Annotated in this window: 25 protein-coding genes, 1 tRNA gene, 1 other RNA gene and 1 pseudogene; 19 read left to right on the top strand and 9 right to left on the bottom strand. The window is 64.1% G+C overall.

Going from position 1 to position 25149, the window contains the following annotated elements; translation table 11 throughout:
• Positions 1-22 precede the first annotated feature (22 nt).
• Positions 23-1987 carry an ABC transporter ATP-binding protein gene (locus BDK88_RS05910; RefSeq protein ID WP_130499577.1) on the top strand — a complete coding sequence of 655 codons (1965 nt, stop codon included), beginning with the start codon at positions 23-25 and terminating at the stop codon, positions 1985-1987.
• Between the two features lie 54 nt (positions 1988-2041).
• On the opposite strand, the pseudogene BDK88_RS05905 reads toward BDK88_RS05910, so the two are convergent.
• Positions 2042-2387, bottom strand: a pseudogene (locus BDK88_RS05905) (DUF5789 family protein).
• A 101-nt stretch (positions 2388-2488) separates the two neighbouring features.
• Here BDK88_RS05905 and BDK88_RS05900 point away from each other — a divergent pair.
• On the top strand, positions 2489-3226 hold the full coding sequence (locus BDK88_RS05900; protein WP_130499576.1) for a creatininase family protein: 738 nt from the start codon (positions 2489-2491) through the stop codon (positions 3224-3226).
• A gap of 62 nt (positions 3227-3288) precedes the next feature.
• Here the strand turns inward: BDK88_RS05900 and BDK88_RS05895 are convergent, their stop codons facing one another.
• Together BDK88_RS05895 and BDK88_RS05890 are read right to left on the bottom strand one after the other, a co-directional pair.
• Positions 3289-3750 carry a DUF5790 family protein gene (locus BDK88_RS05895; RefSeq protein ID WP_130499575.1) on the bottom strand — a complete coding sequence of 154 codons (462 nt, stop codon included), beginning with the start codon at positions 3748-3750 and terminating at the stop codon, positions 3289-3291.
• Positions 3751-4065: 315 nt separating this feature from the next.
• Positions 4066-4536, bottom strand: coding sequence for an MGMT family protein (locus tag BDK88_RS05890; RefSeq protein WP_130499574.1), 471 nt, complete (start codon positions 4534-4536; stop codon positions 4066-4068).
• A gap of 401 nt (positions 4537-4937) precedes the next feature.
• Between BDK88_RS05890 and nadA the strand changes: the two genes are divergently transcribed.
• Genes nadA through nadC form a run of 3 tightly spaced genes read left to right on the top strand, consistent with a single transcriptional unit; the run spans position 4938 to position 8428 of the window.
• The gene (gene nadA, locus BDK88_RS05885) at positions 4938-6071 is read left to right on the top strand and encodes a quinolinate synthase NadA (RefSeq protein WP_130499573.1); all 1134 of its coding nucleotides are present in this window, start codon (positions 4938-4940) and stop codon (positions 6069-6071) included.
• A 1-nt stretch (position 6072) separates the two neighbouring features.
• Positions 6073-7611, top strand: a complete 1539-nt coding sequence (locus BDK88_RS05880) for an L-aspartate oxidase (protein WP_130499572.1) — start codon at positions 6073-6075, stop codon at positions 7609-7611.
• A 1-nt stretch (position 7612) separates the two neighbouring features.
• Complete coding sequence (nadC, locus tag BDK88_RS05875) at positions 7613-8428, top strand: carboxylating nicotinate-nucleotide diphosphorylase (RefSeq protein ID WP_130499571.1); 816 nt, start codon at positions 7613-7615, stop codon at positions 8426-8428.
• Between the two features lie 3 nt (positions 8429-8431).
• Here the strand turns inward: nadC and BDK88_RS05870 are convergent, their stop codons facing one another.
• Together BDK88_RS05870 and BDK88_RS05865 are read right to left on the bottom strand one after the other, a co-directional pair.
• Positions 8432-8953, bottom strand: coding sequence for a DUF7529 family protein (locus BDK88_RS05870; protein ID WP_130499570.1), 522 nt, complete (start codon positions 8951-8953; stop codon positions 8432-8434).
• A 77-nt stretch (positions 8954-9030) separates the two neighbouring features.
• Positions 9031-9729, bottom strand: coding sequence for a lipoate--protein ligase family protein (locus tag BDK88_RS05865; protein ID WP_130499569.1), 699 nt, complete (start codon positions 9727-9729; stop codon positions 9031-9033).
• Positions 9730-9785: 56 nt separating this feature from the next.
• Between BDK88_RS05865 and BDK88_RS05860 the strand changes: the two genes are divergently transcribed.
• On the top strand, positions 9786-10682 hold the full coding sequence (locus tag BDK88_RS05860; protein WP_130499568.1) for a hypothetical protein: 897 nt from the start codon (positions 9786-9788) through the stop codon (positions 10680-10682).
• Between the two features lie 32 nt (positions 10683-10714).
• Positions 10715-11206, top strand: coding sequence for a PaaI family thioesterase (locus BDK88_RS05855; RefSeq protein ID WP_008008874.1), 492 nt, complete (start codon positions 10715-10717; stop codon positions 11204-11206).
• 21 nt (positions 11207-11227) lie between these two features.
• Here BDK88_RS05855 and BDK88_RS21070 read toward each other — a convergent pair whose 3' ends face one another.
• Both BDK88_RS21070 and BDK88_RS05850 read right to left on the bottom strand, forming a co-directional pair.
• Positions 11228-11392, bottom strand: a complete 165-nt coding sequence (locus BDK88_RS21070; protein ID WP_165396912.1) for a hypothetical protein — start codon at positions 11390-11392, stop codon at positions 11228-11230.
• A gap of 117 nt (positions 11393-11509) precedes the next feature.
• The gene (locus tag BDK88_RS05850) at positions 11510-12082 is read right to left on the bottom strand and encodes a cysteine hydrolase family protein (protein WP_130499567.1); all 573 of its coding nucleotides are present in this window, start codon (positions 12080-12082) and stop codon (positions 11510-11512) included.
• Between the two features lie 207 nt (positions 12083-12289).
• On the opposite strand from BDK88_RS05850, the gene BDK88_RS05845 reads away from it, so the two are divergent.
• From BDK88_RS05845 to BDK88_RS05820, 6 genes are all read left to right on the top strand, one after another.
• Positions 12290-14197 carry a glycoside hydrolase family 15 protein gene (locus BDK88_RS05845; protein WP_130499566.1) on the top strand — a complete coding sequence of 636 codons (1908 nt, stop codon included), beginning with the start codon at positions 12290-12292 and terminating at the stop codon, positions 14195-14197.
• A gap of 6 nt (positions 14198-14203) precedes the next feature.
• Positions 14204-15682, top strand: a complete 1479-nt coding sequence (locus BDK88_RS05840) for a vitamin K epoxide reductase family protein (RefSeq protein ID WP_130499565.1) — start codon at positions 14204-14206, stop codon at positions 15680-15682.
• Positions 15683-15684: 2 nt separating this feature from the next.
• A complete protein-coding gene (locus BDK88_RS05835) occupies positions 15685-16704 on the top strand; it encodes an SDR family oxidoreductase (RefSeq protein WP_130499564.1) in 1020 nt (339 codons plus the stop codon).
• A 61-nt stretch (positions 16705-16765) separates the two neighbouring features.
• Positions 16766-18421: an Hvo_1808 family surface protein gene (locus BDK88_RS05830; protein WP_130499563.1), complete on the top strand. Its 1656-nt coding sequence runs from the start codon at positions 16766-16768 to the stop codon at positions 18419-18421.
• A 139-nt stretch (positions 18422-18560) separates the two neighbouring features.
• Positions 18561-19781 (top strand): nicotinate phosphoribosyltransferase, encoded by a 1221-nt coding sequence (locus BDK88_RS05825; RefSeq protein WP_130499562.1) that lies wholly within the window; start codon positions 18561-18563, stop codon positions 19779-19781.
• A gap of 185 nt (positions 19782-19966) precedes the next feature.
• Positions 19967-20143 carry a hypothetical protein gene (locus BDK88_RS05820; RefSeq protein ID WP_242611611.1) on the top strand — a complete coding sequence of 59 codons (177 nt, stop codon included), beginning with the start codon at positions 19967-19969 and terminating at the stop codon, positions 20141-20143.
• Between the two features lie 68 nt (positions 20144-20211).
• Here BDK88_RS05820 and BDK88_RS05815 read toward each other — a convergent pair whose 3' ends face one another.
• Positions 20212-20811: a TIGR00296 family protein gene (locus BDK88_RS05815; RefSeq protein ID WP_130499560.1), complete on the bottom strand. Its 600-nt coding sequence runs from the start codon at positions 20809-20811 to the stop codon at positions 20212-20214.
• 250 nt (positions 20812-21061) lie between these two features.
• Here BDK88_RS05815 and rnpB point away from each other — a divergent pair.
• The 6 genes from rnpB to BDK88_RS05785 all read left to right on the top strand — a co-directional run bounded on the left by rnpB (position 21062) and on the right by BDK88_RS05785 (position 24477).
• Positions 21062-21441, top strand: an RNA gene (rnpB, locus tag BDK88_RS05810) — RNase P RNA component.
• Positions 21442-21650: 209 nt separating this feature from the next.
• Positions 21651-21839, top strand: coding sequence for a multidrug transporter (locus BDK88_RS05805; RefSeq protein WP_130499559.1), 189 nt, complete (start codon positions 21651-21653; stop codon positions 21837-21839).
• 104 nt (positions 21840-21943) lie between these two features.
• Positions 21944-22303, top strand: coding sequence for a hypothetical protein (locus tag BDK88_RS05800; protein ID WP_130499558.1), 360 nt, complete (start codon positions 21944-21946; stop codon positions 22301-22303).
• 146 nt (positions 22304-22449) lie between these two features.
• Entirely contained in the window at positions 22450-22641 is a 192-nt protein-coding gene (locus BDK88_RS05795) for a hypothetical protein (protein WP_130499557.1), read from the top strand.
• A gap of 4 nt (positions 22642-22645) precedes the next feature.
• On the top strand, positions 22646-23089 hold the full coding sequence (locus BDK88_RS05790) for a metal-dependent transcriptional regulator (RefSeq protein ID WP_130499556.1): 444 nt from the start codon (positions 22646-22648) through the stop codon (positions 23087-23089).
• Between the two features lie 239 nt (positions 23090-23328).
• A complete protein-coding gene (locus tag BDK88_RS05785) occupies positions 23329-24477 on the top strand; it encodes a putative manganese transporter (protein ID WP_165396911.1) in 1149 nt (382 codons plus the stop codon).
• A gap of 396 nt (positions 24478-24873) precedes the next feature.
• On the opposite strand, the gene BDK88_RS05780 is transcribed toward BDK88_RS05785, so the two are convergent.
• Positions 24874-24946, bottom strand: a tRNA-Arg gene (locus BDK88_RS05780).
• Between the last annotated feature and the right edge of the window lie 203 nt (positions 24947-25149).

Here is a 25149-nt window from a genome sequence, read left to right as displayed (position 1 = left end):
GGCGATCCCTGAGCCCCGTGCAATGAATCGCCCCGACGGAGACGAGGACGATCCATTCGAGGACCAACGGGCCGAGGTCGAGAACCCGATGAAGCGGCTGTTCCTCGAGTACGGTGTGAACTACGTCGGGGCTGCGGTCGTCGGCGTGATCGCGAGCGTCGGCGCTCGAGTCCTGGATCTGTTGCCACCGCTGATGCTCGGAATCGCGATCGACGCCGTGATCCGCCAGGAGATCGCGTACGCGGCGGCGTTTCCAGTGGGTGGGGGGCTCATCGAGCCGTATGTCCCCGGCGGACGGATCGCCCAGTTCTGGCTGACGATCGGGATCATCGCGGGGGCGTTTCTCTGTTCGGCGATCTTCCACTGGACCCGAAACTGGGGGTTCAACACGTTCGCCCAGAACGTCCAACACGACATTCGGACCGACACCTACGACGAGATGCAACGGCTGGACATGGGCTTTTTCGCCGACAAGCAGACCGGCGAGATGATGTCGATCCTCTCGAACGACGTCAACCGCCTCGAGAAATTCCTCAATGATGGGATGAACTCCCTGTTTCGGCTGCTCGTGATGGTGGTGGGTATCGGCGGCTTACTGCTGGCGATCAACTGGCAGCTCGCACTGGTTGCCTTGCTGCCGGTGCCGCTGATCGCCGTCTTTACGTACCTGTTCATCAAGACCATCCAGCCGAAGTACGCCGAGGTGCGCTCGACCGTCGGGACGGTCAACTCACGGCTCGAGAACAACCTCGGTGGGATTCAGGTGATCAAATCCAGCACGACCGAGTCATACGAATCCGACCGTGTCGAGGATGTCTCTCAGGAGTACTTCGACGCCAACTGGGGGGCGATCCGGACGCGGATCAAGTTCTTCCCCGGACTGCGCGTGCTCGCGGGGATCGGCTTCGTTGTCACCTTCCTCGTCGGCGGTCTCTGGGTCATCTCGGGCCCGCCGGGACCGTTCTCGGGTGAGCTCAGTACCGGGATGTTCGTCGTCTTCATTCTCTATACGCAGCGGTTTATCTGGCCAATGGCGCAATTTGGACAGATAATCAATATGTATCAGCGCGCTCGCGCTTCGAGTGCGCGCATCTTCGGGTTGATGGACGAACCGAACCGGGTCGACGAAGAGCCCGACGCGCCCGACCTCACCGTGACCGACGGCCGCGTCGAGTACGACGAGGTGTCGTTTAGCTACGAAGATCGCGAGACCCAGACGTCGGAGTCGACAGAGCCGATCCTCGAGAACATCGACTTTACTGTCGAGGGTGGGGAAACGCTCGCGCTGGTCGGGCCGACCGGTGCCGGCAAGTCGACGGTCCTCAAGCTCCTCTTGCGAATGTACGACGTCGACGAGGGTAAGATCCAGATCGACGGCCAGAACATCCAGGACGTTACCCTCCGGAGTCTTCGCGAATCGATCGGCTATGTCAGTCAGGACACCTTCCTCTTCTATGGCAGCGTCGCAGAGAACATCAAATATGGCACCTTCGACGCCGACCGCGAGGACGTGATCGAGGCCGCGAAGATGGCCGAAGCCCACGAGTTCATCCAGAACCTGCCCGACGGCTACGATACGGAGGTCGGCGAACGCGGCGTCAAGCTCTCAGGTGGCCAGCGCCAGCGACTCTCGATCGCCCGTGCGATCCTCAGAGATCCCGCGATCCTCGTGTTAGACGAGGCGACCAGCGACGTCGACACCGAGACCGAGATGCTCATCCAGCGGTCGATCGACGAGCTCGCGGAGGATCGAACCACGTTCGCTATCGCACACCGACTCTCGACGATCAAGGACGCAGACGGGATTCTCGTCCTCGAGGGCGGTGAGATCGTCGAGCGCGGGACACACGAGGAGTTGCTCAGGAACGACGGGCTCTACTCACATCTTTGGGGTGTGCAAGCCGGCGAGATCGACGAACTTCCCCAGGAGTTCATCGAACGCGCACAGCGCCGGCAGGCACGGACCGAAATCGGTGACGACGACTAAGAGTGTCGGCCGACAGCCATCGTCTGACGCGATGGGATTGGGGCGATGCGGCATCTAGAATGACTCCTGCTCGCTGTACCCATCAGTGTCCGGTGCACCCTCATCTTGCCGCTTCTCGCCCATTGCGGGCGGCGTGCGGTCGCTGTAGTTTTTCCGACCGATAGCCTCGTCGCCGACCATGTTCATGACCGCTCCCTCGACCTCGCTGTAGTCTTGGAACTCATCTTCGCCAAGCGATCCGATGACCTCCTCGAGTGTCGTCGTGGTATCGCTCAGTTGGATTTCTTCGTCGCCGTAGTCCTCGAGTAACTCGTCGCAGGCTGATTGGATACGTCTCGTCATGGAGCTTGCCCCGCAAATCGCCGAGTTCGACGCCGCGCTCGCGGCTCTTGTCGGACATAGGTGACGGAACGCGACGGGGCCGAAAACGGATTGGGCCTGCGCTCGCCATGAGAGCCGGCGAACCGCCATACTGACGTACAGCCGATAGTATACTCGTGCATGGATCTCACAGCGTCGACGTGGACAGACGTTCGAGACCTCGAGACCGATCTCGCCGTCGTTCCCGTGGGGAGCACGGAACAACACGGCCCACACGCGCCTCTCGGGACGGACGTCCTGACCGCGGAGGCGGTCGCCGACGCGGGAATCGAACGCACCGATCGCGAGGTCGTGCGCACACCGGCGATTCCAGTCGGGATCGCCGCGGAACACCGCCAGTTCCCCGGGACGATGTGGGTCTCCGAAGACACCTTCCGGGACTACGTCGGCGAGGCCGTCGAAAGCCTCGCCCACCACGGCTTCGACCGCGTCGTCATCGTCAACGGCCACGGCGGCAACGTCGATGCCCTCCGAGAGGTCGGTGGCCGGCTCACGCGAGCCGGCGACGCCTACGTGGTCCCCTTCACCTGGTTCGAGGCCGTCGGCGAACACAGCGGCGACATGGGCCACGGTGGCCCCTTAGAGACGGCATTGCTTCGCCACTGTAAGCCGGAGCTGGTCCGAGAGGATCGGATCGAGGAGGCCCGTGCCGACGCGGCCGACGGCTGGGGCGACTGGACGAGTCACGTCAATCTGGCCTACGACTCGGCGGAGTTTGCGGAAAACGGTGTCGTCGGCGATCCGGCCGACGGCGACGCCCAACGCGGGGAAACGCTGCTCGAGTTAGCGGCCGACTCGCTGGCTCGGCTGCTCGAGACGGTCGCCGAGCGTGACGTCTCGCGGCCCGACCACCGGTAAGGATCGGACGGCGGGTCGGCCGAGAGACGGGACGATTCGGACCGTCGGTCGAACGGAATCGGTTACTCCTCGGCTTCGTCCGCGTCGTCGGCCGCGCCATCGTCAGCGTCATCGTCAGCTGCGTCGTCTGCGAGTCCGGCATCTTCGAGCGTGCCGCGAAGCGCCGGAATCGTCGACGTGAGGTCGCCGACCTGCTCGCTCGCCCGTGAGAGATCCGCTATTGCTGCTTCCAGGTCGGCGATTTCTGCCTTGAGGTCGTCGGCGTCGTCGAAGGCGTCGGCACGCTGGCCCATGGTGAACCACTTTTTCGCATCGCGGAGGTGGGCCTCGGCGTCGCCGACCTCGAGCGCCGAGTTGAGGCCGTTGAGCACGCCCAACACGTTGTCGGCATCGGTCTCCCAGACGTCGTCGGCATCAGGGAGTGCTCCCCAGGCGTCCGCGAGCGAGGACTCGACGTCCGCACGCATCTCGGTGGCCGCTTCTCCGAACAGTTCCTCGTCGTCGCCGAGCGTCGCTTGGCTCATGTCATCGTGTTCACGGGGACCATGGTTAAAAGGTAGCCCGAAAGTGAAAGTGAAATCGGGCCGGAGCGGATCAATGCCGGAAGAACAGCGACCGAATTTCGAAAGGGAGGTCTTCAGTTATACTGCTGGACAAAACGGTTCATCCCTCGATCGCACCCACGACGCTGTCGCCGACGCCGACAGCCGTCGAGACGCGATCGAGTATTCACTGACGTTTGTCCGGTCGTATATACGAACTCCTTCTAGTCAGTTCCGGCGCACCCGCGACCCGTCCAGTCATGCGGGTGCGCCGGGAACCAGTGGTGGCAGACCGTATTACAGTTCCTCGAGCGACCGCAGCTTCTGCTCGACGTCCGGCGGCGCAGCACTCGGGCCGTCACGGACGCGATGGTCTGGGATGAGAATCGGTGCTGGATTCTCGTCGAGTGCGGTCCGAACGAGAATGATGTCGTCGTCGGCTTCGTGATCAAGCCCCGATGTCATCCGGGCGAGCGTCTCGACGGAAACCTGATCGCCGTAGGGGATCTCCCGAACGCTCTCGAGAACAGCCCGCTGGTCGGTCGGCATAGTCATCGCGACCTGTACGTCATCGAAGCTGACTGGCTCGAGGCCGTCTAAGTACTCGAAGATCTGATCGAGAACAGGGTGGTCCGCCTCGGCATCGGCGTCGGGCACGTCCGGAAACGAGACGCTGAGGACTCGCCCGCTGGCAGCTCCCACTTGCACGTACCGGTCGAGATAGGGCGATTCCCGCGCGTAGATTCCAGCGTCGGTAACGTCCTCCATACGATTCCGTAGGCAAGCCGGACTTGAATAGCCGCCGGTCCTCGATCTCACTGGCGGCTCATATCGGTCCTGTTATACTGCCGGACAAAACGGTTCATCCCTTGATCGCACCCACGACGCTGTCGCCGACGGCGACAGCCGTCGAGACGCGATCGAGTATTCACTGACGTTTGTCCGGTCGTATCGCTTCGGGTCGAAAACAGAACGGGCACAGATCGGCTCGCTCGTCGTCGCCACTCTCGGCAGTCATCTTCTCGAGGACGACGCCCAGCGGGCCAAATACCGCGCTATCGACTATCGGTCGCTGTATTCACGGATGGTATTCCCTCGAATTCTATTTTCGAAGGAAAAAGTTATTCAATACTCGCGTGTGATGTGGGAGTACCCATAGGTGACGTGAAATGGCCAATATGGAAACGGCGGAGTTCGAAACCGATCTCAGTTTGTTCAAATACGACAATCTCGAACAACTCCCGCCACGATACCGCGACCTCGAAGAAAACGAGCGGACAGAACGCATCGAGGCGGCGCTCGCCGAACTCGGCGACGACGTCGTCATTTTGGGCCACAACTACCAGCGACGGGAGATCGTCGAGCACGCGGACTTCATCGGTGACTCCTACCAGCTCTCGAAGCAAGCCGCCGAGGCCGACGCGGAGTACGTGATCTTCGGCGGCGTGACGTTCATGGCAGAGAGTGCTGACATCATCACGGACGACGACCAGTCGGTGATCCTCCCGAGCATGGAGGCGTCGTGTCCGATGGCGGGCATGGCCGAGGCGCTGCAGGTCGACAGCGCGTGGGCCGAGATCACCGCCGCCGCGCCCGACGCCGACATCATCCCGATCACGTACATGAACTCCTACGCCGATCTGAAGGCCTTCTGTGCGAGCCAAGGCGGGCTCGTCTGTACCTCTTCGAACGCCCACAAAGCGTTCGAATATGCCTTCAACAAGGGTGATAAGGTGCTATTCTTGCCCGACAAACACCTCGGTGAGAACACTGCCCACCGACTCGGCATGGAAGACGAAATCGCCCAGTGGGACCCCTGGGATCCGGAGGGCAAAGACACCGCCGAAGTGGCGGAACGCGACATCATCCTCTGGGACGGCTACTGTCAGGTCCACGAGCGATTCCGGGTCGAACACATTGAACAGGTTCGCGAAGACAACCCCGACGCAAAGGTCATCGTCCACCCCGAGTGTCGCCGCGAAGTCGTCGAAGCCGCCGACAAGGCCGGCTCGACGGCGACGATCTGTGAGACGATCGAGAACGCTGATCCCGGCGACACCTGGGCGATCGGCACCGAGGTCCACCTCACGAACCACCTCCAGCGCTGGCATCCCGACGTGAACGTCGTCCCGCTGTGTGGCGACGCCTGCATGGATTGTAATGCCATGCGACAGATCGACCCCAACTATCTGACCTGGGTGCTCGAGGAACTCGCTTGCGGCCGCGAACACAACGTGATCGAGGTCGCCCCCGAGGAGAAAGAACTCGCGGGCGTCGCACTCGATCGGATGCTCGAGATCTAAGATGACTGAAACCACCACCAGCACGGCGACGACGACAGACGGTGAGACGACCGACGTGCTCGTCGTCGGCAGCGGTATCGCGGGCTGTGCGGCCGCCTTGTCAGCCGCACGAGAGGGCGCGGACGTGCTCTTGCTGACGAAAGCGACGAAACCCGCCGACGCCAGTACCGACTGGGCACAGGGCGGTATCTCGACAACGCGTAACGATCCCGAGAGCCTCAAGGAAGACATCATTGCGGCCAGCGACGGCACCGCCGATCCCGCGGCTGTCGATACCCTTGTCAACCACGCCGACGACGCCGTCGAGGACGTGCTCATCGACACGCTCGAGATCGACTTCGACGAGACCGCCGACGGCGACCTTGACTATACGCGCGAGGCCGCCCATTCGGAGTTCCGTATCCTTCACGTCGACGCCGCGACCGGCACGCACATCCTCCGGCCGTTCCTGCAGCACGTCGACAATCACGAGCGCATCGAGGTGCGCCAGGACACCGCAGCGCTCGAGTTGATCACCGCCGAGGGGCGCGTCCACGGCGTGGTCTCTGACGAAGAACCGACCGGCAAACCGATCTATGCCGGCGCGACCGTCCTCGCAACCGGCGGGATCGGTGCGCTCTACAGCCGGTCGACCAACCCCGACGACGCCACCGGCGACGGCATCGCCATGGCCGCGCTCGCGGGCGCGGATGTCACGGACATGGAATACATCCAGTTCCATCCGACTGCCTACGACGGCGAAGACCCGTTCCTGCTCTCCGAAGCGCTGCGCGGTGAGGGGGCCATCCTCCGCAACGGCGATGGCGAGCGATTCATGGACGACTACCATTCGCAGGGCGACCTCGCACCACGCGATGTCGTCGCCCGCGCAGTCGAGGCCGAACGCGAGGCAACCGGCGAGGTCGTCCTCGACGTCAGCCCACTCGAGTTCGAGGCCGACTACCCTGCCATCGCCGAGAAGTGTCGCGACCGCGGTATCGAGGGCGACGAAATTCCGGTCGCGCCGTCCGAACACTTCCTGTGTGGCGGCATCGATGTCGACGACCGCGGTCGCACCTCGCTCGATCGGCTCTACGCCGTCGGCGAGTGTGCCCGCACCGGCGTCCACGGCGCGAATCGGCTGGCGAGTACGAGTCTGCTCGAGGGCCTCGTTTGGGGCCTACGTGCGGGCGACGATGCAACTGGGTTCGATCCCGACATTGTCGAGGCTCCCGAACTCTTGAATCGGGATCCCGACCTGCCCGCACGCTTTGCCGCCGAGAAGTTCACGCGCCTCCAGCAGACAATGGACGAGTATCTGGGCCTCGAGCGCGACCCCGACGAGATCGCCCGCGCGAGTGCCGTCCTCCGGCGGCTGAAAGGCGAGGTCGACGCCTACATTCGCACGCGCACGGCGCGCGAACTCTACGAACTGCGCAACGCCAGCGTCACTGCGCTGTTGATCGCGCGTGCGGCCGGCGAAAATACGGAGTCCATCGGCTGCCACTACGTCGCGGCGGACGCCGGCGAATCGATGGCCGAACCGCCGGCAGACGATTGAGATGATCACCGACACACAGATCGAGCAGTGGCTCCGCGAGGACATCGGCCACCACGACGTGACCAATCAGGTTCCCGGCGAGACGGTCGGCCGGCTCGTCGCGAAGGAGTCGGGCGTCGCCGCTGGCCTCAAGGCCGCGGCAGCCGTCTTCGAGTACCTCGACGTGCCTGTGACCGATCGGCTCGAGGACGGCACCGCGGTCGACCCCGGTGACGAACTGCTCCGGGTCGTCGGGGGTGCCCGCGAGGTGCTGCGCGGCGAGCGCGTCGCCGTCAATATCGCGGGGCATGCCTCGGGGATCGCGACGCGGACCCGCGAGACGGTCGACGCGGCCAGAGACGAGTCCGACGACGTCGCGATTGCCGCGACCAGAAAGACCACGCCCGGCCTACGCGGCATCGAGAAGCGCGCGGTCGTCGCGGGCGGCGGTGACACCCACCGGCTCGATCTCTCCCACATGGTGATGGTCAAGGACAACCACATCGCTGAGCTGGGACTCGAGGACGCCGTCGAACGCTTCCAGGAGCGAACGTCGTTCGCGACGAACGTCGAAGTCGAGGTTGAAACCGTCGCCGACGCCCCGCGGGCGGCCGATGCGGGTGCGGACATCGTTTTGCTCGACAACATGACGCCCGAACAGACGGAAGCGGCCGTCGACGAACTCACAGACTACGAGAGCGTGCTGGCCGAAGCCAGCGGCGGCATCACCCTCGCGGACGTGCCCGACTACGCCGCGACCGGCGTCGACGTGATCTCGATGGGGTCGCTGACCCACTCCGCGCCGTCGCTCGATCTGTCGTTTCGAACCGGGGAGTGAGTATTACTCTTCATCCCAGGCCCGAACGTCCGACTCCTCGAGAAACAGCGACGGATCGTCGTGGGAGAAGCTGACCCAGCCGTCGTCCGGATCGGCCATGACGTGCACCAGCAGTTGTTCCTCGAGCAGCGCCGTTTCGAAGACGGGGCGAACAGCCGTGATGTCGTAGGCAAGCGGGACGAAAATCGCCGTCTCGCTGTCGTCGTCGCGCTCGACTGCGAGAGCGACCCGCTGGTCGATCTCCGCCTCGGCGAGCGGTCGATAGTACACGTCCGCTGCGGTGATCGTCACGTTCCCGCCCTCGATGAGTCCCCCAACGACGTCGTACTCGTCGGCGCTAACCGTCACATCGAGGCCGACTCGCTCCTTGCTGTCGACCGGCGCGATGTCAGTCGGCTCGAGGACGACGACGTCCCAGCCGTCCTCGCGGTACTCGTCTGCGACCGCTCGTGTATCTTCGAGGAGCTCGTTCCACAGGGATTCGGTCAGGTCCGGCCTGTCATCGGCTGACTCGTCCGTCGTCATTGCGCTCCCTCCGGTCGTGATCGGCTCGTCATATGCGAGTCAGACACCGCGAAGCGAAAAAATAGTATCTCAGTCTCTCATAGCGACTCGATCGAAACGGCTGTCGCGTCGCCGACCAGCGCGTCCTCGATCGCCGCGCGAACGGGCTCGGGATCGGACGGCCCGCCCGCGGCCGCGATGCTCCCCACTGACGCCGGTTCGAGCGCCACGTCGAGCGCGTCGTAGACCGCCCCGAGCACGGCCGCGAGATCGCCACGATTGGCCACCAGCACGATTCCGGCGACGAGGGCAGCGTCACTGCGAACGCGCTGGGCGATGCCGACGACCTTGCGCTCTCGCCCGTCCGCGCGCGTATTGACGGAAAGCGAGTGCGTGCCGGGACAGAACGAGTCGTCGGGCTCGCCGTGGCTCGGCTCGAGGCCGAGGTTCTGAAGCGCCTGCTCGAGGGCAGCCGTGGCGCGCTCGTATCGCTCGGTCGTCCCAGTTCTGCCGTCCGTAACCGGCTCGGCACGAGCAAACGCCAGCGTCGTCGCGCCGTCGTAGGCCACCGCACGGCCGCCGACATCGCGCTCAATCGGCGGGAACCCACATTCGTCGGCGGCTGCGCGGGCGCGGTCGTACCCATCGAGACGGGCGTCTCGGCGACCAAATGCGACCTGCCGATGGGGAACCCAGACGCGGACGGCGGGATCGCCGTCGGCGGCGACTGAAAGCAACTGCCGACTCACGTCGCGATCCGTCGAAATCGACCCTGCCCGGCCGCGGAACACGCGCATAGCTGCCGTTAGACCCGGTGGGTCTAAACGCTCCCGCCGCCGAGCGTTCATATCCGATGGCCGTCACGCTCCCTGAACCCGTGCTGGCGCAGTACGAGCGCTTCTCGCTGTATAACTCGCCGTATCCCGCCCACGACGGCGGCTGTGCGATCGATCTCTATCCCGGGACGCTGGTCGACGGGCGGACGACCGTCGCGCCGAGCCCAGTTGCTGGCACCGTCCGCGAGACCCGCACCGTCCGCGCACCGCCGAAACCCTACGCGCCCGAGCACGACCACCTGATCCTGCTCGAGCCCGCGGCCGCCAGCCCGCTCGCGGGACTGACGGTCAGAATTCTCCACGTCGAGCCGTCGGTCGCGGCCGGCGACGGTGTCGAACGAGGGGAATCGCTCGGCCGACTCGTCCGGGCGGGCTTTTTCGCCCCCTGGGTCGACAACCACCTTCACGTCGGCGTCCGCGGCCCCGAGCAGAACCCCTATCGAGCGTCGGGGTCGCTCCCGCTCGAACTTGGGGTCTCAGTCCGGCCGCTCGCGTGGGACGGCACCGGCCGGGTCGTCTCGACCGGCGACACCTACGCCGTGCTCGATGCACCCGCACACCCCGATCCCGGCGCTGGTTTCGCCGGCGTGCGCGCCGACGGGGGCGGCGTCTTGGATGGCGGGCTGCCACACTACGAGGGCGGCGGGGTGCTCGAGCGTGACGACGATACCGACCCCGTGGTCGCGCTCAACGGCGATCGACTCGGCGTCGCCGACGGCCGCACGATCACGTGGGACGACGTGACCGTGATGGCAAACGACGAGCCGATCACCGGATTGTCGCTGTTCTGTGCGCGCGACGGCGACTTCGGCGCGAAACTGATCTGCCCCGAGCGGTCGTTTACGGTCGGCGAGCGAGTTCGGGTGCGGGTTCGCTCGAGCGACCGAGACGAAGGGAGACATCGAGAAACGTAGCCATCAAGACCGTCGCTCACAGACGAGAGGCTATGACCGAGGAGACGCCACCGGCGGACGTGTTCGACGAGTTCGACGACCTCGAGAGTCTGCTCCAGTATTCTCTCGAGGAAGACCACGAGTTCCTCGCGTGGCTCGATACGAGCGTCGACAACGTCGGCGATGGGACGATGACGATGTCGATTCCCTACGACGAGAAGCTGACGAACACGCGGCCAACCGCCGACCCCGACGAGCGGGCGGACCTCCATGGTGGCGTCGCGGCGACGCTCATCGACACCGTCGGTGGGCTCTCGCTTCGGACGGCGATGGACGATCCATTCGAGACGAAAATCGCGACGATCAACCTGAACGTCAACTATCTGCGCCCGGCAACGGGCGATCTCGTCGCGACTGCAGACGTGATCCGAGTCGGTAGCAGCGTCGGTGTCAGCGAGGTCACCGTCGAAAGTACGACGCCCGACGGGGAGACGAAAGTCGTCGCCATCGGACAAGGCGCATACCGGGTCTTCCGCTCACAGTAAGAGCGGGCTTACAGCCCCGTCTCAGGAGCCAGCAATCAGTTTTCGAAGCCGGAACACAAGCACGACCGTCACGAGCCCGGACACGATCGCATACAGATTCGAGCCTGCCGTGACAAAATACCAGAGCGCGTACGCACTGGCCGCAATGCCGAGCAGATAGAGTGGTCGCAACTGTTGTTGGTTCATCGACCGTCACCGTCCGTCCACACCTGGATCGTCGAGGGCGCACGACGTAGCTGCAAGCCGTTCATACCGCACGTTGGATCGGCGGCGACGAAAAAGCCGGTGGGACGGCTGTCGCACTTAGGCGAATTCGAGGTCGGCGCTCTGCTCGACCTCGCCGAACAGCCAGTCGGCGTGCTCTAAGGCGTACTCGTGGTGCTCGTCCTCGAGCGCGCCGATACAGTCTTCGACCAGAATCGGCCGGAAGTCCCGCACTCCCGCGCTGCCGCCGGTATGGAGCACGCAGACGTTCGCGAGGGTGCCACAGATCACCAGATCGTGGATGTCGCGGGCCTTCAACCACCCCTCGAGTTCGGTGTTGTAGAATGCGTCGTAGGTGTGTTTCTCGATGATGTGATCGTCCTCCATGACGGGGAGTTCGTCGACGATTTCGGCTTCCCAGGTACCCTCGAGGACGTGTTCGCCCCACTGCTCGAACTCGTCGTAGTAGTGGGCGTCGTCGAACTGTTCCGGTGGGTGGACGTCGCGGGTGAAGATGATCTGGACGCCGGCCTCGCGGGCGCGCTCGACTAGGTTTGCGATCGGCTCGATGACGGTCTCGCTGCCCGGCGCGTACAGCGATCCTTCGGGATGACAGAACCCGTTTTGCATGTCGACGACCACCACTGCCGTGCGGTCTGGCTCGAGGCGCATAGCTAGGCGGTCGTACGGGCGGAGCCGTGAAAACGTTCGTGTCCGCTTCGGTGCAGGACCGCGGGTTCGTCGTTCTCGCGTGAGCCACAGCGCATCCGTCGCGACCACGAGCCGCCCTTTCATGTGACTGCCGAATAGGGAACGCGCTGGAACGGTTATTCGTGACTCGGCACGGTCCGTGCGCGAACTGACCAACGAGATGTGAGCATGCAATACAACCGCCTCGCTGAGTACGGCGTGATCGGCGACGGAAACACGGTCGCCCTCGTCGGTCGCGACGGTTCGATCGACTGGTGTCCACTCCCACACGTCGAGTCGCCGAGTGTCTTCGCCGCGCTGCTCGATGCCGACCGCGGCGGCCACTTTGCCGTCCGGCCAACGGGATCGTTCGACTCCGTCCAGCGGTATCGCGACCGGACGAACGTCCTCGAGACGACGTTCCGGGCCGCCAGCGGGGAAGCGACGGTGACGGACTTCATGCCCGTTGCGGAGGCGACCGAGTCGGACGACCCGCCGCCTGCCGTCTACCGGCGACTCGAGTGTGCAGACGGGCCGCTCGAACTCGAGATACGATTCGAACCCCGGTTCGACTACGCGCGAGAGATTCCCGAAGTCGAGTCGACAGGGGATGGCGTGGTTGCGACCGGCGACAGCGGTCGGGCAGTCCTCTCGAGCGACCTTCCGATCGAGCCGTCGGCCGGCGGCCACGCAGCGAGCGCGACGGTGAGACTCGAGGCCGACGAGCGATGCTGGCTGGTGCTCGGCTACGGCGAGGGAGTCCCGCTTGCGCCGGCCGCACACCGGGAGACGCTTCAGCGAACCGTCGACTACTGGCGGGAGTGGAGCCACGACTGCAACGGGACGGACTGTCCCGTCGGTGACCAGTGGCACGACCTCGCCGTTCGCTCGTCGCTCGTCCTCAAACTGCTCATCCACCGGCAAAGTGGCGCAGTGTGTGCGGCTCCGACCACATCGCTGCCCGAGGACCTCGGTGGCGTCCGTAACTGGGACTACCGGTACAACTGGATCCGCGACGCGGCCTTCACCGTCCGAGCGCTGGCCGAACTCGGTCATCTCGCAGAGGCACAGTCGTACTTCCAGCTGTGTCTCGACCACTGTCGCGAGCACGATCCTGCCGCGGTGCCGCCGGTCTACGGCCTCCACGGCAGCAGCGACTTCGAGGAACGCGTCCTCGATCACCTCGAGGGCTATCGCGGCTCCGCCCCCGTCCGCGTTGGCAACGCGGCCCGTAATCAGCACCAGCTCGATGTCTACGGCGAACTGATCCTCGCGATCTACGAGGCAATCCGCTACGGCGAGGCTGTGACACCCAACGACTGGGAAGTCATGCGCGACCTCATCGACTACGTCTGTGCGAGCTGGGACGAACCTGACGCGGGCATCTGGGAGGTCCGAAGCGATCCAGAGCAGTTCGTCTACTCGAAGGTCATGTGCTGGACCGCACTGGACCGCGGAATCAAGCTGGCCGAAGCCGCCGACGGCATCGACGCGCCCCTCGAGCGCTGGCGGACGTGTCGCGCGGACGTTCGAGCGGCGATCCTCAAGCGCGGAGTCAGCGACCGTGCGAACAGCTTCGTCCGGACGTTCGGCGACGAGGACACGCTCGATTCGGCGAACCTGCTCGTTCCGGTCGTCGGCTTCCTCCCACCTGATGACGACCGCGTGCAAGGGACAATCGACGCGACGATCGACCGGTTGGCGACCGACGACGGCCTCGTCCGGCGCTATGAGGGTGACGACGGCCTGTCGGGCACCGACAGCCCGTTCGTCGTCACCTCGCTGTGGCTCGTCACCGCACTCGCACTCGCGGGGCGAACCGACGAGGCGACAGCGCGCTTCGAGGCGATCCTCGAGTACGCCAGTCCGCTCGGACTGCTGGCCGAGGCGGTCGATCCCGAAACCGGCGACCAGCGCGGGAACTACCCACAGGCGTACAGCCACATCGGACTCATCAACGGCGCACTCTCGCTGGCCGATACAGCCGGCTCGAGCGCCCCATCGCCGGACACACCGGCACCGCTCGGCCGCGACGAGTCGCTCACAGCCCTCGACTCGAGCGCGGAGATCATCCGCCGACCGACCGACACGGAGTGAGAGACAATGAGTGACGATCGCACCCACGACTCGACCGACGAACGGACCGCTGACACGACCGACGCGCGTAAGCGCCGCTTGCGGGCCGACGGCGGCGACAGAAACCGAGACGAGGCCGACGGACAGGACGGCGACTCGATGCGGCCGGGCGAGATGATGCTCGCGCACCCGACGAAAGAGATCTGGCCCCAGTACGCCGTCGTCTCGCTTGGGATCTGGCTCATCGCGACCGCGCCGGCACTCGGCTACGAGAGCGCGCTGGTGTTCTGGAACAGCGTGGTGAGCGGGCTCGTCCTCGTCGCGCTCGCCGGACTCACCATCGTCCGCGAGAGTGGCTACGCGAACTACGCCAACGGCTTCGTCGGCCTGTGGCTGGTGTTCGCGCCGATCGCCTTTTGGGCACCGACGGCAGCGGCCTACGCGAACAGCGGCCTCGTCGGCATCATGGTGATCACGTTCTCGGTCCTGATCGTGATGCGCTCGGAGATGGATGGGCCGGCCGTTCCGCCGGGCTGGTCGTACAACCCCTCGACGGGCACACAGCGTGCGCCGCTGATCGCGCTCGGGATCTTCGGCTTCGTCGCCTCGTGGTACATGGCCGCCTTCCAACTGGGCTACATCGGTAGCGTCTGGGATCCGATCTACGGATCGGGCTCCGAGCAGATCCTCACGTCGAAGGTGTCGAAGGCGTTCCCCGTCTCCGACGCCGGCCTCGGCGCGGTGGCTTACTCGGTCGAGGCGCTGATGGGCTTCATGGGCGACCGGCGGCGCTGGCGGACGATGCCGTGGATGGTCGCGTTCTTCGGCGTCGTCGTGATCCCGCTCGGCTTCATCCAGGTGCTATTGGTGATCATGCAGCCGATCATGGTCGGGACGTGGTGTACCCTCTGTCTTCTCTCGGCCTTCGGCATGCTGTGGATGATTTCGCTGACGGTCGACGAGGTCGTCGCGATGGGCCAGTACCTCGTCCGGCTGACGCGCCGGGGCGATAGCCTCTGGACCGCCTTCTGGATGGGCGGGACGATCACCGAAGACGAGTCCGGCGTCGACGAAGCCTCGGAGCGACCGATCGGCGACTCACCGATCGGCGAGCCGTTCTGGGGCGTCTCGATCCCGTGGACGCTGCTGGCCGCGATGGCACTCGGCGCGTGGCTCATGCTCTCGCCGACCGTTTTCGGGACGACCGGCTTCATGGCCGACAGCAGCCACCTGGTCGGCTCGCTGGTTGTCTCCTTTACCGTGATCGCGACTGCAGAGCCCGCCCGCGCGATCCGATTCCTGAACGTTCCGCTGGCCGCCTGGATCGCCGTCGCCCCGTGGCTGGCCACTGGTGTCCCGACGCTCGCCGCGATCAACGCCGTCGTCGCCGGTGGGCTCGTGGTGTTGCTCAGCGTCCCCCGCGGCTCGTTCGAGGACCGTTACGGCGGCTGGGAGCAGTATGCCACCCTCGAGACGGTCGATCGACTGAACCCCCTCAGTAGCTAACCATGTCAGACGCAACAGACTCCGAAGTCGTCGTCGTCACAGGCGCATCGGCCGGCGTCGGACGAGCTACCGCTCGCACGTTCGCCGACCGCGGCGCGAAAGTCGGCTTGCTCGCACGCGGTGAAGACGGCCTCGAGGCCGCACGCGAGGATGTCGAACAAGCCGGCGGCGAGGCAGTCGTCGTCCCGACGGACGTTGCCGATCCCGGCGCGGTTGCAGATGCGGCCGAAACTGTCGAGGATGCGTTCGGCCCGATCGATGTCTGGGTGAACAACGCGATGGTCTCGGTGTTCTCGCCGGCCGCGGAGATGTCTGCCGACGACTACCGCCGCGTCACCGAGGTCACGTATCTGGGGTACGTCTATGGGACGCAGGCTGCACTCGAGCGGATGCGCCCCCGCGACGAGGGCACGATCGTCCAGGTTGGCTCGGCGCTGGCGTATCGGGGCATTCCCCTGCAATCGGCCTACTGCGGCGCGAAACACGCGATTCAGGGGTTTACTGAATCGGTTCGAACGGAGCTCATCCACGACGACTGTGACGTCCAGCTATCGATGGTGCAGATGCCTGCGATGAACACTCCGCAGTTCGAGTGGTCGAAAAGCCGGATGTCGAAGGAACCACAGCCGGTGCCGCCGATCTATCAGCCGGAAGTCGCCGCGCGTGCGATCCGATGGGCTGTCGATCACGACAAAGACGAGTTCTGGGTCGGCCGATCGACAGTGAAAGCGATTCTCGGCAACCGAATCATGCCGCGGCGGCTCGACACCTATCTCGCACGCGGTGGCTACGACTCCCAGCAGACCGACGAGCCGATCGATCCCGATCGAGCGCACAATCTTCACGAACCGGTATCGAGCGACTTCGGTGCACACGGCCCGTTCGACGATCGGGCGCGTGACCGGAGTTACCAGCTGCAGGCGTCGATGCATCGGCGAGGGCTCGCCCTGCTGGCCGGCCTCGTGGCTGCGGTTCTAAGCGTCCTGCTTGGCCGGCGGGCCGCGTCGACCGACGCCGAGTGAGTGGCGGTCTGACCGTCGTGCTTTTTGCACTTCTATTCAAATGGGTCACTAGTCACGTCAGATGCCATCGACGCGCCCCCGCACGTCCGTCGCCCTCCTCGTCCTGATCCTCGCCGGAGCGCTGGTGACAAGCGGCCTCGCTGGCCCGGTCCTCGCAGCCAGCACGACCGCAGCTTCCAGCGGGACGACTGCCGCCACTGTCGATCGAGCCGAACCGATCCCTCGTCTGGAATCGACCACGGCCACGACCGCCGCGGTCGCCCCACCGGACGACCGTCCCGAGAACCCATCGACCGAGAACACCGTCGGCTACGTCGAAGGCTACTGGTACGACGACGATCTCCCAGTCGACAACCAGTCGGACGCAGTCGTCGACGATGACGACCTCGAGCCTATCGTCTACCGAGCGATGGCCCGCGTCGAGGTACTGCGGGACCAAACGTTCAAAGAGGGAGTCGCCGTCGACGTCGTCTCCCGCGAAACCTACCGGCAGACCAACGACGAGCGCTTCGAGAACTATACGACAGCCGAGCGGGTAGAACAGAACATCGGCTACGAAGCGTTGTTTATCGTCGGCCGGGACACGACTGCGGTCAACGCGACCAAGACAGTGTACGGCGGTGCCGTCAAGGGCTACTACGATCCCGAGACTGACGAGATCGTGATCGTCTCCGAAAATCCCGAAACACCGGCGTTGGACGAACTCACGCTCGGCCACGAGCTCGTCCATGTCCTGCAAGACCAGCGGTTCAACCTCTCGGAGCTCAACGGCTCGACACAGGACGCGACCCTAGCGACGAAAGGGTTGATCGAAGGCGATGCGAGCTGGGTCGAACGCGAATACGAGCGGCGCTGTGGTGTCACGTGGGACTGTCTTACACCCCGTAGCGACCGGGGATCCGGCCAATTCGACGTCAATTGGGGCATCTACTTCGCTATCTACCAGCCCTACAGCGACGGGCCAGACTACGTCGACTACCTGCGCCAGCAAGGCGAGGGCTGGTCGGCAGTCAACGCGGCCTACGACGAGCCGCCGGCGACCACGTCGGCAGTCATCCACCCCGGCTCCGAGCGCGAGCCGGCCACCGTCTCGGTCCCCGACCGCTCGAGCGATGGCTGGCGACAGCTCACCGTCGATGGTGCAGTGGCAAACGACACTATCGGCGAAGCAGGGATGGTGGCGATGTTCGCCGCTGACGCGATGACTCAGGAGCAACCGTCGGTGCTCGACGGGACCGATCTCGACGTCATGGGCGGCGGGCGTGGGTTCAACTACGATCACACCGTCACCGACGGCTGGGCCGGCGACAAACTGGTTATCTACACCACCGACGAAATCGACAACGCGACCGACCCCACCGCCGCGGCGGGCAAGGCTGGCTACGTCTGGCGAACGGAGTGGCAGTCGACCGAGGATACCGGCGAGTTCCTCGAGGGGTATCGAGAACTGCTCGAGAACCACGGTGCCGAGCCCGTCACCGCCCGTCAAAACACGTTTGTAATCGACGATGGCGGCTACTCGGGCGCGTACTATTTCGAGCGAAACGGGACGACGGCGACGATCGTCCGCGCCCCATCGGTGGCAGCGCTGTCGAACGTCGACGCCGGTGCCGCGCCCGAAGCGACCGCCGGCTTCGGAATGACAGCCGTGGTCGGCGCGATCGCAGTCACGGTGTTCGGAATGGGTGTCTGGCTCGCCGTCGGCCGCAGGCGATAGCGACCGTCCTCGCAATATTTCTCATTCAATCGACTGGTTGCGTCGGACACGCTTCCACATCGAATCGACGGCGACCGTTCATCGCCGTTGCGCGCCGGCAGACGGGTAGCTTTTTTGCTTCCCGCGGGAAATCGGCGATATGTCAAATCCGTTCGGAACCGTGCCCTCGGAGGCGATTCTCGAGGGGGACGCGACTGATGCCTACTTCGAGCGCACGCGGGCCACGCTCGAGCACGCGGGGAAAAACCCCCACGTCGTCGCCGAAGTGACCGCCGACCAGTTCCCGACCGGGGAGTTCGAGGTTTTCACCGGCGTGAAAGACGTGGCGACGCTCTTTGAGGGCCGGGCCGTCGACATCGACGCGCTTCCCGACGGCCAGCTGTTCGACGGCGGCCCCGTCCTCCGAATCGAAGGCCCGTACCTCGAGTTCGCTGCACTCGAAACCTCGCTGCTCGGCTTTCTCTCCCAGCCGAGTGGCTTCGCGACGGCCGCACTCGAGACCAGACTGGCAGCGCCCGAGTCACTGGTGTTGTCGTTCGGTGCGCGCCACGTCCACCCGTCGATCGCGGCGACCGTCGAACGCGCCGCGTTGCTCGCCGGACTTGATGGCTTTTCCCACGTCGCAGCAGGGGAGATCCTCGGCCGCGAGGCAGGCGGAACGATGCCTCACGCACTCATGTTCTGTTTCGGCGAGGGCCACCAAGACGAGGCTTGGACGGCGTTCGACGAGGCTGTCGGCGACGACGTGCCGCGGATCGCGCTGGTCGATACCTTCTGGGACGAGAAAAGCGAGAGTCTGCTAGCCGCCGAAACGCTCGGCGACGATCTAGATGGCGTCCGCATCGACACGACAGGCTCCCGACGCGGCGACTTCCGCCACATCATCCGTGAAGTGCGCTGGGACCTCGACGCACGGGGCTACGATGACGTCGACATCTTCTGTAGCGGCGGACTCACCCCCGAAACGATCCGGGAACTGCACGACGTCGCCGACGGCTTCGGCGTCGGCAGTCACATCACCGGTGCCGACTCGGTGGACTTCAGTCTGGACATCGTCGAAATCAGCGAGGGATCGGAAGATCCCTCGAGCAGCCGGACGCAGTCCGGCGAAGACGGCGAACCCATCTCCAAGCGCGGGAAACTCTCCGGGGTCAAAGACGTCTATCGAACCCCCGACGGCGGCCACCATGTCACGCTCGCCGACCGCGACGGGCCGGCCGAGGGTGAATCGTTGCTCGAGCCATTGGTCCGCGACGGCGAGATCGTCCGCGAGTTCGACCTCGAGACGGCGACCGAGCGGTGTCTGGCCGACGCCGAGGCGGTCGGATTCGACTACAAGACGCCGTCACCCGACCGGTAGCTGCCTGAACTGGACTGGACGCAAGCGCGAAAAGACGCCAACGAAGGTACGATAGTTGACTTTTTGCCGGACGCGAGAAAACCGATCACCGATGGTCGCCGCCGCTGACCCCCCCACACTCTCGAATCGCGACGCAGCTTGCGATCCGCCTCGTCATCGTCTTTGCGGTCGGTGGCGTCTGTACGGTGCTCCTCCTCCCGGGACCGACACTGCTCTCGATCCCGCTGATCCTCATCGTCAACCTGTTCGTCCTCTGGTTTACCGTCCACTACGTGTTCGCGGCGCTGAACGCACTGCTCGAGACGAAACTCGAGCGGCTGGACCCCGATCGAGCAGCCGAATCGAGTGACTCCACGAGCTAGACGCGGGAACGGACTGCATTGCGCATTGCTATCGGTGTACTGAGTGTCTCGAAGAACTGTGAGCCCGTTCAGACCTGCTCGATGCTACCGTCGGCCTCGCGCTCGCGGAACACTTGGCCTTCGAACAGTGTGACGCCGACGTTGTCGTCCTGCCACGCATCCGGCGCGAGCTTTGCCTTCCGGCAGGTACGCTCGAGATACTCGCGGGCGGTCCAGCCGTTTTCAACTGGGACCGTCGGATAGAGCCAGCCACCCTCGCCGCCGTCGACGGCGACGCCATGGGTGCCGACCTCGAGGTCGGCCAGCGGGTCGTCAGTAAGCACGACGTTTCTGACGATACAGACCGAGACCGTCAGGTTCGACAGCTCAGAGGGACTCACCTCGGAACCACAGGAGTCCCCACTGGCGGCTTCGATCGCCGCGTCGACGATGACGTGGCCGAGCTGGTCGCCAGAGCGGTAGCCACCCGCACAGCCACGCAGGCTGCCGCGGCCGCGAGTCGACTCGAGGCGGACGAACGCCCCAGTTCGCTCGTAGAAGGCTTCGCGCATGCTGCCCGGTTGTTCTCGTTGTCCGTGTCGTACGTAGGAGTCGACGGCTTCGCGCGCGAGTTCGACCGCACGTGCACCGTCCTCGTAGGAAAGGTCGACGCCCTGTCCCTGGGACATACAGATAACCATGGCAGTAGTCGTCCTAAAGCGCTTCCATTCGTCGATGGGCGCTTTTTGGAGTCCCAATCGGGGGACTTATTCGGCAACCGCCCCTAGAATGACTGGGAGAGAGAGCCTGGCTGCCGCGATGGTCGCACCGGCAACGGCGCGACTACCTCTCGTGGACCGACTCCTCGAGTCGCTCCACGTACCTACCGTGAGCCGTCCCTTCGGGACGGATCACGCTCGTAACGTTGGCCAACCCTCCGGGGTGCCCAACGCCCGCGAGGAAAGTCCCCCCACCTGTTCGGGCAGGTGACCGGACGCAAGTCTGGAGCGGGAGACCGCTGGCTCTGGAACAGAAACGACACGTCTCGGCCCGACCGATGATGCGCGCGAACCCGACCGAGAGGAAGGGGAGCTAACCCGCAGAGGGAACGTGGTCGCATGTTGCTCGCGGTTGAACTCCGCAGGTCACGCTCGACGTGACCGACCACGCACTGACGGCCGAGGATCGATGGAACGGCGAACCCTCACCGGTGCAAGTCCGCGCCGTGGTAGCCCGAACACCCCGCGGCATCGCCGCGGACGGCGTGGACGCTCAGCCGAATGCCGGGATGAACAGAAGGGGGCTTACTCCTCTCACCCAGTTTCTACAGAGACCGAGGCGAGTAGCTGATACGGACTCCTCTCAGTCAGTTCCGGCGCACCCGCGAGCCGTCCTGCAGGTGCGCCGGTACCCAGTGATAGCAGACCGTCTGACGCCGTGACTCTGAGGGGAAAGCCCACGCTCGGGAGACGTGTCCTGTCATCCTAGAAAAGAATTTTATATTGAATTATCGTCTACGGAAGTGGATATGCCCTCCGAATTCAACAGCCAGCCGTCACCGGGGACAGTACTCGGTGTCGTCATCGTGATCATAGCGATCGTCGGAACCCGATTTCTCGGGTGGGAATGGGGAGGTGGACAACTCGCACCAACGGTCATCGCCGTCGTCCTCGTCGGCGGCGGCGCTTTGCTGGTCCTTCGTGATCGCCTAGGATGATCCCGCCCGGCAGCGATCCGCTGCTACGTTCATATTTGGATTATATTATGTGTCTATTTCCTCGATGATTTTAATATGATTAGTAGAGTATTATTCCATGACTAATGGCTACTACTAGAAGGAACACCCTCGTCGGGACAGCGAGTGCCGGAACAACGTTTCTGGCGGGCTGTAGCAGTATCCTCGGCGGGAATCCGGACGTGGTCGTATTCAACCGAACCGATAGCGAGTTGACGGCCGACATAACGCTCGTCGACACCGATGGCGAGGAATTGCTATCCGAAAGTGCGACCATCGACCCCGACAATGCGTTCGAACACGACGAGGTGCTGTCGTCGGGCACGCACACGCTCAGCGTCGATGTCGAAGGCGGTCCGTCCGGTGAACGGGAATTCGACGTCGAAGACGGCGATTCGTTACAAGCCCGTGTCGATGAAGACGATATCGAGTTTAACAAACTCTGACACAAGCAGGTATGTCGGTGCCGATGCAACCTCGAGAGCGCGCCTCGAGGGGACTCGCGTTTCGGGTTTTCCGGAGACGAAGCAGTTTCGAATACAATATTGGTACTAGCAATAGGGTATAGGTACCGCCACGGGTAGTGAACGTGATGGCATCCGGACACGGACAAGGGCGGGGAGCGAGAACGACCGGCCGCCGAAAGCGACGACGGAAACTCAATCGACTCGTCTCTGACCGCGAGTTGTGCCGACGAAAGACCGGTCAGACGGTCGTCTACTGGCGAGCAGACGGTCGCGGGGACGGGACGGTCGATTCGGCGAGTACTGGAACCCCGAACTAGGCCGATGGCAACCACAAGTGACGACGAGCGGATAGTCAGCCTCAGTGAAGGCCGATATCTCTGTGGGCTGTTGACCCTGACGCTGGCCGACGACCCACCGATTAGCAACAGCGAACTGGCCGACTTCCTCGAGGTCAGCGCGGCGAGCGTGACCGAAATGCTCGACAGCTTCGAGAAGGAGGGACTGGTAACGCACGAACCGTACTACGGTGCCGAGCTAACAGCGTGTGGCGAGCGCGTAGCCCGGGAATTCCGCTGGCGACGCTGTGCTGTCCAACGGTTTTTCGAGGTCACGTCACGCGTCCAGTTACAGAGCGAACAGGCCTATCGTATTGGCCGACTGCTCTCGCACGAGGACGTTTGCAAGCTCAGCGACCGATTCGATCAGCCATGCAGCAAGTACTGCGAGGCAACCGAGCCCGACGAGTGCAATATGCTGGTCTCGTGATCGACAACGGGCAGTGACGGTTTCGCGGCTCCCCCTTCCGCTCGATTACCAGCGATAATTTCACAAGCCGAGACGAGAGCCCGTATCAAACCCGAAACGGTTTCGTCGTCTATAACGGTTAAGTTGTTTTAGGTCAACCTAAAACTAAGGATGCAACGGACGATCGCTGCAGGGAGACTCGAGTGGTGGTATTCACATCGGTGCCCCGGTTGCGGGGGATGTCAGGCTGGTGGTTGGAGATGATCGTGGAGATGTTCTCGGGGGTAGCCATCGAAACGTGGGCGATCATCGGGTCGCTCGTTGCACTGTCGGTCCTGGTAGTCGAAATTGGACGGGTCGTCGTCAATGACACGATCGTATCCTGGTTCAGTGAGTCGGAGTCCCTCCAGCCAGTTGGTGGAGCGGTACTCGGGTTGATTCCTGGCTGTGGGGGAGCGATCGCCGTGATGCCACTGTACGGTCGTGGTGCCGTCGGGTTCGGAACCGTCGTCGCGACGTTGGCGGCGACGGCCGGCGATTCGGCGTTCGTCTTGCTCGCTGTTGCACCCGAAGTGGCCCCGATCGCGTACGGGATCGCATTCGTGACGGCGGTTCTCTCCGGGCTGCTAATAGAAAAATACGGGACGGGGACGGCCCGAATCGATCGGATCGTCAGACAGCCGGCGACGGCCGCCGACGGCGGCATGGCCACTCGATCCGGGCACGCGGCCTGTGGCACTGCCCGTCGGCCGGCCAGTTCGGTCGCTACCGCGGCAAACCTGTGGTCGTGGGCCGTGCTGGTTTCGTGGTGGACAATCGCCCTCGTCGGACTGGGCGTCAGTATGCGCGCACTCCTCACGCAATCAGAGCCACAGCTCGTCCTCTGGGAAACCGACGTCATAGCGGCCGTCGGCGTGACAGGGATCGCCCTCTCCGGATACGTGTACGTCCGCGGAACGGCACCGGCCACCGATCGGACCAGTCTGGATCAATTCGTGTCCGCGCTGTGGCGGAGTGCCGCGTCGACGAGCCGGATCGTCCTCTGGGTCGCAGTCGCACTCCTCGCGTTCGAACTCGCGACCGTGGCCGACATCCAGTTTGCACAACTGCCGACTGCGGGGATGCTTGCACCCATCGGCGGTGCTCTTATCGGGGCACTACCGGGCTGTGGTGTGCACGTCGGGATCGCCACAGCGTACGGCGAAGGTGCGATCCCGTTTTCGGCACTTCTCGCCAACGCGATTAGTCAGGACGGCGATGCGTTCTTCCCGCTGCTGGCGATCGACTACCGAGCAGCGATCGTCGCGACGATCTATACGGTGATCCCCGCCGCCGTCGCCGGTGGTGCCGTTCACATCCTCTGGCAGCTGTTCGATCTTCCTCAATTCTGGTTCGCACTGGCAGGGTAAACTACGGTTCCGACTCGGTTTTCACACCGATCGCATCGTCTATCGTGCTCGCTCGCGGCGCTTCCGGGCGATGGCTTGTCGGTGTTACATTGGTCACGACGTCCTGCCGGAGTCCAACGCGAGCGCGAGCAAGCGTTGGATGCCAGGATCGAAGGCAAGCGTGACTGCTGATCAACGTGACGCACTCGAAAGGAGTGAGCGTCCTGACGGAGATTTGAACACGCCAAGATGTTCCGGGCATGCAGCGCAACGCGCCGTTCCGGGCTGCAACTTGTCTGCTCAAATCTCCACGTTAGAGTTTCGCCGACACTGAACGCTCGCTGCTCACGGCTTCGCCGTTCGCTTTTCGTGGCGCTAACGCGCCACGCATCGCTCGCGGTTTGGTGTCGGCAGAAACGTCCTGACGGAGATTTGAACTCCGGTCCCTGGCTCCGCAAGCCAAGAGGATAGTCCACTACCCTATCAGGACTCATCTCTACGTAACCCGGTGAACATTAAAGCCCTTTCGAAACGAAGCCGTCGCTGGCTGTCGATTCCTGCTGTCTGTCGACACGTCTCGAGAGATAGCGTGTCACAGTATCCAGCCAGGGATTTATATACTGAAAGGCGGCCAGGTGGGGTATGTGTCCCTGCTCGAGCCCCGACAGGTCGTGGCGGTTCCGTGCTGGGTCT

It is taken from the genome of Natrinema hispanicum (assembly GCF_004217335.1).
Taxonomy (GTDB): Archaea; Halobacteriota; Halobacteria; order Halobacteriales; family Natrialbaceae; genus Natrinema; species Natrinema hispanicum.
Note: the sequence above shows the minus strand (reverse complement) of the source record. Positions and strands in the feature narration are given on the sequence as shown.

Bases quoted from the DNA above. Each gene is read 5' to 3' on its own strand.
- BDK88_RS05830 (WP_130499563.1), top strand. From the start codon at position 16,766: ATGCCATCGACGCGCCCCCGCACGTCCGTCGCCCTCCTCGTCCTGATC.
- BDK88_RS05900 (WP_130499576.1), top strand. From the start codon at position 2,489: ATGGATCTCACAGCGTCGACGTGGACAGACGTTCGAGACCTCGAGACC.
- BDK88_RS05860 (WP_130499568.1), top strand. From the start codon at position 9,786: ATGGCCGTCACGCTCCCTGAACCCGTGCTGGCGCAGTACGAGCGCTTC.
- BDK88_RS05850 (WP_130499567.1), bottom strand. From the start codon at position 12,082: ATGCGCCTCGAGCCAGACCGCACGGCAGTGGTGGTCGTCGACATGCAA.
- BDK88_RS05840 (WP_130499565.1), top strand. From the start codon at position 14,204: ATGAGTGACGATCGCACCCACGACTCGACCGACGAACGGACCGCTGAC.
- BDK88_RS05865 (WP_130499569.1), bottom strand. From the start codon at position 9,729: ATGCGCGTGTTCCGCGGCCGGGCAGGGTCGATTTCGACGGATCGCGAC.
- BDK88_RS05910 (WP_130499577.1), top strand. From the start codon at position 23: ATGAATCGCCCCGACGGAGACGAGGACGATCCATTCGAGGACCAACGG.
- nadA (WP_130499573.1), top strand. From the start codon at position 4,938: ATGGCCAATATGGAAACGGCGGAGTTCGAAACCGATCTCAGTTTGTTC.
- BDK88_RS05815 (WP_130499560.1), bottom strand. From the start codon at position 20,811: ATGTCCCAGGGACAGGGCGTCGACCTTTCCTACGAGGACGGTGCACGT.
- BDK88_RS05805 (WP_130499559.1), top strand. From the start codon at position 21,651: ATGCCCTCCGAATTCAACAGCCAGCCGTCACCGGGGACAGTACTCGGT.
- BDK88_RS05855 (WP_008008874.1), top strand. From the start codon at position 10,715: ATGACCGAGGAGACGCCACCGGCGGACGTGTTCGACGAGTTCGACGAC.
- nadC (WP_130499571.1), top strand. From the start codon at position 7,613: ATGATCACCGACACACAGATCGAGCAGTGGCTCCGCGAGGACATCGGC.
- BDK88_RS05785 (WP_165396911.1), top strand. From the start codon at position 23,329: ATGATCGTGGAGATGTTCTCGGGGGTAGCCATCGAAACGTGGGCGATC.
- BDK88_RS05825 (WP_130499562.1), top strand. From the start codon at position 18,561: ATGTCAAATCCGTTCGGAACCGTGCCCTCGGAGGCGATTCTCGAGGGG.
- BDK88_RS21070 (WP_165396912.1), bottom strand. From the start codon at position 11,392: ATGAACCAACAACAGTTGCGACCACTCTATCTGCTCGGCATTGCGGCC.
- BDK88_RS05835 (WP_130499564.1), top strand. From the start codon at position 15,685: ATGTCAGACGCAACAGACTCCGAAGTCGTCGTCGTCACAGGCGCATCG.
- BDK88_RS05870 (WP_130499570.1), bottom strand. From the start codon at position 8,953: ATGACGACGGACGAGTCAGCCGATGACAGGCCGGACCTGACCGAATCC.
- BDK88_RS05795 (WP_130499557.1), top strand. From the start codon at position 22,450: ATGGCATCCGGACACGGACAAGGGCGGGGAGCGAGAACGACCGGCCGC.
- BDK88_RS05845 (WP_130499566.1), top strand. From the start codon at position 12,290: ATGCAATACAACCGCCTCGCTGAGTACGGCGTGATCGGCGACGGAAAC.
- BDK88_RS05790 (WP_130499556.1), top strand. From the start codon at position 22,646: ATGGCAACCACAAGTGACGACGAGCGGATAGTCAGCCTCAGTGAAGGC.
- BDK88_RS05895 (WP_130499575.1), bottom strand. From the start codon at position 3,750: ATGAGCCAAGCGACGCTCGGCGACGACGAGGAACTGTTCGGAGAAGCG.
- BDK88_RS05890 (WP_130499574.1), bottom strand. From the start codon at position 4,536: ATGGAGGACGTTACCGACGCTGGAATCTACGCGCGGGAATCGCCCTAT.
- BDK88_RS05880 (WP_130499572.1), top strand. From the start codon at position 6,073: ATGACTGAAACCACCACCAGCACGGCGACGACGACAGACGGTGAGACG.
- BDK88_RS05800 (WP_130499558.1), top strand. From the start codon at position 21,944: ATGGCTACTACTAGAAGGAACACCCTCGTCGGGACAGCGAGTGCCGGA.